General features: G+C 71.8%; 5 protein-coding genes. 4 read left to right on the top strand and 1 reads right to left on the bottom strand.

Annotated elements, in window-relative coordinates; translation table 11 throughout:
* Nucleotides 1-875 (bottom strand): A/G-specific adenine glycosylase (gene mutY, locus VJS38_RS14115; protein ID WP_324088786.1); only part of this gene is annotated, 875 nt, incomplete at its 3' end.
* A gap of 72 nt (nucleotides 876-947) precedes the next feature.
* On the opposite strand from mutY, the gene VJS38_RS14110 reads away from it, so the two are divergent.
* The 4 genes from VJS38_RS14110 to VJS38_RS14095 all read left to right on the top strand — a co-directional run.
* Complete coding sequence (locus tag VJS38_RS14110; RefSeq protein ID WP_324088785.1) at nucleotides 948-1490, top strand: DUF721 domain-containing protein; 543 nt, start codon at nucleotides 948-950, stop codon at nucleotides 1488-1490.
* 71 nt (nucleotides 1491-1561) lie between these two features.
* A complete protein-coding gene (locus VJS38_RS14105) occupies nucleotides 1562-2173 on the top strand; it encodes a thioredoxin domain-containing protein (protein WP_324088784.1) in 612 nt (203 codons plus the stop codon).
* 10 nt (nucleotides 2174-2183) lie between these two features.
* The gene (locus VJS38_RS14100; protein ID WP_324088783.1) at nucleotides 2184-2798 is read left to right on the top strand and encodes a DsbA family protein; all 615 of its coding nucleotides are present in this window, start codon (nucleotides 2184-2186) and stop codon (nucleotides 2796-2798) included.
* Between the two features lie 14 nt (nucleotides 2799-2812).
* Nucleotides 2813-3857, top strand: a 1045-nt coding sequence (locus VJS38_RS14095; protein ID WP_324088782.1) for an AAA family ATPase, incomplete at its 3' end; no start/stop codon positions are given.

The raw sequence follows: 3857 nt of genomic DNA, 5'->3' as shown, positions 1-3857 counted from the left end.
CAGGGCGCCGCGGCCGGCGCGGCGGCCAGCGCCTCGGCCTCGCTCCAGCGCGCGGCGCGCCAATCCGAGGTGGGCAGCGCCAGCATGCCGCCCAGGAGGCCCTTGGGCGGACGCCGCACCAAGGCCACCTCGGGGCCGCGGGTCAGAACATAGGCGACGCCGTAGCGGTGCGGCCGCTCGGCCTTGGCGAGCTTGCGGGGATAGGTCTCGGGCGTTCCGCCGGCGCGGGCGGCGCAGGGCGCGGCCAGGGCGCAGCGGTCGCAGAGCGGCGCCTTGGGCCGGCAGATCACGGCGCCCAGGTCCATCAGCGCCTGGGCCCAGTCGCCGGGCCGCTCGTCCGCCACCAGGCCGGCGGCCAGCCGCTTCAGCTGCGGCTTCGCATCCGGCAGCGGCGCCTCGAGCGCGAAGAGCCTCGCCATCACCCGTTCGACGTTGCCGTCGACCACGTTCGCCGGCCGGTCGAAGGCGATCGCGGCCACCGCCGCGGCCGTATAGGGGCCCAGCCCCGGCAGGGTCCTCAAGGCCTCTTCGGTGTTTGGGAAGACGCCGCCGTGGTCGCGTGCGACGGCCCGCGCGCAGGCCAGCAGGTTGCGGGCGCGGGCGTAATAGCCGAGCCCCGCCCAGGCTGCCATGACCTCCTCGTCGCGCTCGGCCGCCAGGTCGGCGACCGTCGGCCAGCGGGCGGTGAATTTCAGGAAATAGGGGGTGGCGTGCGGCACGGTGGTCTGCTGCAGCATCACCTCCGACAGCCAGACCCGATAGGGATCGGCGCGCAGGCCCGCCGCCTGCGCCCTCGGGCCGACCCGCCAGGGCAGGTCGCGGGCGTTGGCGTCGTACCAGGACAGCAGGGCGGCGCGGATCTGGGCGGGGGTCACGCCGGCGTGGGTAGCAGATGCCGCGTCACCTCGCACCTCGCCTCCGCCACAACCCCCGGCTAGACTGGCGCCATGCGCCGGTCCCTGCCCACGGCTGAAGAAGCTCTGCGGATCCTTACGTCCAAGCGGACGCGGCCGCAGCGCCGGCCGCCGCCGCCGGCCGGGCGGGCGCTGAACAAGACGATCAAGGAGCTCGACGCCCGCTTCGGCCAGGGGCCGGGCGCGCTCGCCGCCCGCTGGCGCGAGATCGTCGGCGCAGAGGTCGCCAAGCGCACCGAGCCGGTGAAGCTGGTCAGGGGCCGCAACGGCGCGCCCTCGTCTCTGGAAATCCGTGTCGCCGGCCCGTCCGCCGCCGTCATCCAGCACCAGGCGCACGACATCCTGGCGCGGGTGAACCTGTTCCTGGGCGCCGAGGCCGTGCAAAAGCTGCGCATCGTTCAGGGCCCGCTGCGTCCCGCCCAACAGACCGCCCACCCGCAACCTCGCAAGCGCGCGGCGCCCCTCGACGCGGCCAAGGAGGCCGAGCTCGCCAGGGGCCTCGCCGAGGCGCCGGACGGGCCCTTGAAGGATGCGCTGACCAGGCTCGGACGCGCCGTCCTGCGCCGCCAGGACTAGCTCATCCGGACCAGGTTCGGTCCGGCGGGAATCGCGCTTTAATGCTTTCTTCGGACTTCAGGGACCTGCCCATGCTCAGCCGTCGTCTTCTCATCGCCGCCGTCGCCGTGGCGGGGCTCAGCCTCGCCGGCTGCAACAAGGGCGGCAAGGGTGCGGCCGGCGAAGGCGACATGAGCCTGGGACCGGCCGACGCCAAGGTTCAGGTGGTGGAGTACGCCTCGGCCAGCTGCAGCCACTGCGCCCGGTTCAACAACACCGTCTTTCCCGAGTTCAAGGCCAAGTACATCGACACCGGCAAGGTGCACTACACCCTGAAGGAGTTCCTGACGCCGCCGGAAGAGGTGGCCGCGGCCGGCTTCCTGATGGCGCGCTGCGCGGGCAAGGACAAGTACTTCACCGTGCTCGACGCCATCTACAAGAACCAGGCGGAGATGTTTCAGACCCAGGACTACCGCGGCGTCCTGCTGCGCATCGCCCAGTCGGCGGGCATGACCGAGGATCAGTTCAACAAATGCGTCTCCGACCCCGAGGCGCTGAAGGCGCTGAACGCGCGGGTGCAGCGGGCGATCAAGGACGACAAGATCAGCGGCACCCCGACCTTCGTCGTCAACGGCAAGCAGATCGCCACCGGCGAGGTGAGCCTGGCCCAGCTCGACGCCGCGATCGCGGCCGCCTCGAAGTAGGGAAAATCTCTTGTCGACCCGTCGCCGCCTCCTGAGCCTGATCCTCTCCGCCAGCCTCGCCGCCGGCGGGGCGGTCGCGGCGACGCCCGCCTCCACCAAGCTCGCCCCGCAGCCGGGCGACATGAGCCTGGGCTCGCCGAAGGCGAAGATCCAGGTGGTGGAGTACGCCTCGCTGAGCTGCCCGCACTGCGCGCGGTTCAACGCCGACGTCTTCCCGGCCTTCAAGGCCAAGTACGTCGACACCGGCAAGGTCCGCTACACCCTGCGCGAGATGCTGACTCCGCCGGCCGAGGTGGCCGCCGCCGGCTTCATGCTGGCCCGCTGCGCCGGGCCGTCGAAATACTTCAAGGTCGTCGACGCGGTGTTCCGCAGCCAGTCCAAATGGGACGGCGACATCAAGTCGGTCTTCCTTGGCATCGCCAAGGACAACGGCCTGACCGAGGCCCAGGTCGATGCCTGTCTGACCGACCAGGAGAACGTCAAGGGCGTCAACGCGCGGCTGAAGGCGGCGATCGACGCCGGCGTCTCCTCGACGCCCACCTTCTTCGTGGGCGGCGTGAAATACGAGGGCGAGCTGAGCCTCGAGAAGCTGGACGCCGCCATCGCGGCGGCCAAGAAGAAATAGGAGCCGAGCAGGCCGTGCATTTCCAGCGGCTGCGTCTTTCCGGGTTCAAGTCCTTCGTCGATCCGACGGAGTTCCGAATCGAGCCTGGCCTGACCGGCATCGTCGGACCGAACGGCTGCGGCAAGTCGAACCTCCTGGAGGCGCTGCGCTGGGTGATGGGCGCCAACTCCGCCAAGGCGCTGCGCGCCGGCGGGATGGACGACGTGATCTTCGCCGGCTCCGGCGCCCGGGCCTCGCGCAACCACGCCGAGGTCCAGCTCACTATCGACAACGCCGAGCGCCGCGCGCCGCCCGCCTTCAACGACCATCCGGTGCTGGAGGTGATCCGCCGGATCGACCGCGGGGCCGGCTCGACCTACCGCATCAATGGCCGCGAGGTGCGGGCCAGAGACGTCCAGCTGCTGTTCGCCGACGCCTCGACCGGCTCGAACTCGCCCGCCCTGGTGCGCCAGGGACAGATCTCCGAGCTGATCGGCGCCAAGCCGCAGAACCGGCGGATGATCCTGGAAGAGGCCGCGGGCGTCTCCGGCCTGCACTCGCGCCGGCACGAGGCGGAGCTGCGCCTGAAGGCGGCGGAAGCCAACCTCGCGCGCCTCGACGACGTCGCCCAGGAGCTGGAGAGCCTGCTCGGGCGGCTGAAGCGCGAGGCGCGCCAGGCCGAGCGCTACAAGAAGCTCTCCGCCGAGATCCGCGCCCTGCAGGGCGCGGTGCTCTACGCGCGCTGGAACGAGGCGCGCGAAAGCGCCGAGCGGCTGGCCTTGGAGGCCCAGGCCGCGGTCCGGGCAGTGGAGGAGACCGCGCGCGCCGCCGGCCGGGCGACCCAGCGCGCCGCCGACGCCGAGGCGGCGCTGAAGCCGCTGCGCGAGGCCGAGACGGTGTCGGCGGCCATCCTGCACAAGCTGGCCATCGACAAGGAGCGGCTGGACCGCGAGGCCGAGGCCTACGCCGCCGAGCTCTCGCGGCTGGAGGGCGAGATCGCCCGCATCGACGCCGACCGCGCGCGCGAGGCCCACATCGTCGAGGACGCCGATGCGGCGCTGAAGCGGCTGGTCGAGGACC

It is taken from the genome of Phenylobacterium sp. (assembly GCF_035276905.1).
Lineage (GTDB): Bacteria > Pseudomonadota > Alphaproteobacteria > Caulobacterales > Caulobacteraceae > Phenylobacterium.
The sequence above is the reverse complement of the archived record's forward strand: the minus strand, read 5'-3'. Positions and strand labels throughout refer to the sequence as shown.

Excerpts from the sequence above, each read along its gene's own strand:
- VJS38_RS14110 (WP_324088785.1), top strand. The coding sequence starts at position 948 with ATGCGCCGGTCCCTGCCCACGGCTGAAGAAGCTCTGCGGATCCTTACG.
- VJS38_RS14105 (WP_324088784.1), top strand. The coding sequence starts at position 1,562 with ATGCTCAGCCGTCGTCTTCTCATCGCCGCCGTCGCCGTGGCGGGGCTC.